The sequence below is a fragment of the Streptomyces sp. NPDC060205 genome (assembly GCF_042728395.1).
Taxonomy (GTDB): Bacteria; Actinomycetota; Actinomycetes; order Streptomycetales; family Streptomycetaceae; genus Streptomyces.
In genome coordinates this window covers 1-1167 of the sequence record NZ_JBHWZP010000651.1, presented here as the reverse complement: position 1 = coordinate 1167, position 1167 = coordinate 1, and the positions used below count along the sequence as shown (strand labels likewise).

General features: G+C 68.2%; 1 protein-coding gene. It reads left to right on the top strand.

The genetic code is table 11. The annotated features are described in order from the left end of the window. Window positions 1-136: 136 nt before the first annotated feature. On the top strand, window positions 137-1167 hold a 1031-nt coding region (locus ACFWGJ_RS43780; protein WP_387334561.1), incomplete at its 3' end, for a ketoacyl-ACP synthase III family protein.

Here is a 1167-nt window from a genome sequence, read left to right as displayed (position 1 = left end):
GCCGCTACCAGATCAAACTCCCCATGGTCCAGCTCCTCAAGGACGGCACCGTCACCACCGTCGCCCAAGCCCTGGCCACCGAACTCAACTCCACCGACGCCTCGGCCTGACCGAGCAAAGGACGAGGACCGACTGCATGAAAACCACCGACATTCGGATCGCCGGGCTGGGCATGTACATCCCGGAGATCGTCGACGCCCGCAAGGCCGTCGCTCTGGGTCTGTACGACGCCGACGAGTACGAGTTCTACGGCTGGACCGGCGCCGCGGTCGCCGGCGACATGCCCGCTCCGGACATGGCGATCTCCGCTGCCCGGCAGGCGATGGAGCGCTCCGAGCTGCACCCGCACGACATCGACATGCACATCCACGCCTGCGGTCACGAGCAGGGGCCGGAGGGCTGGTCGCCTCAGCATTACATCCTGCGGCACCTGACCGACCGTGACGTGCCCTCCTTCCGCGTCTGGCAGGCCTGCAGCGGCCTGATCGGTTCGCTGGAGCTGGCCGCCTGCTACCTCCAGGCGGTACCCGAGCGCGGCGCCGCCCTGATCACCGGTGCCGACAACGTCGGTACCCCCAACTTCAACCGGTGGGCCTTCGGCATCCAGAACGGTGTCCTCGGTGACGGGGGCAGTGCGGTCCTGCTGTCGAAGTCCGAGGGCTTCGCGAGTCTCCTGTCCATCAACACCGGATCCACCGCCGAGGTGGAGGAGCAGTACCGCGGTACCGAGCCCCTCTTCCCGCCGTCGCTGACAGTCGGCCGCAGCATGGACTTCAAGGAACGTCTGGCCGCCGCCGGCGGACTGGAGGAGACCGTCGCCGAGGTCGTACGCCGTCAGGGAGAGCTGCGCACTGAGATAGCGCTGCGCACCCTGGCGGAAGCCGGCCTGGAGCCGGGCGACGTCACTCGCGTCTGTCACGTCTTCACCGGCCAGGAGAGCTACCTCAAGGTCATCCTCGACCCGATGGGCCTCTTCCCCGAGCAGGGCCTGCTCGACTTCGGCCGCAACCTGGGCCACATGACGGTCAACGACCAGATCGTGGGCCTGACGCACCTGGTGGAGACCGGGCAGGTCGGTCCCGGTGACCACGTCCTGATCGTCGCGCACGGCGGCGGGGTGTCCATCACCTGCGCCGTCGTACGCATCGACGAGCGCCCCAGCTGGGC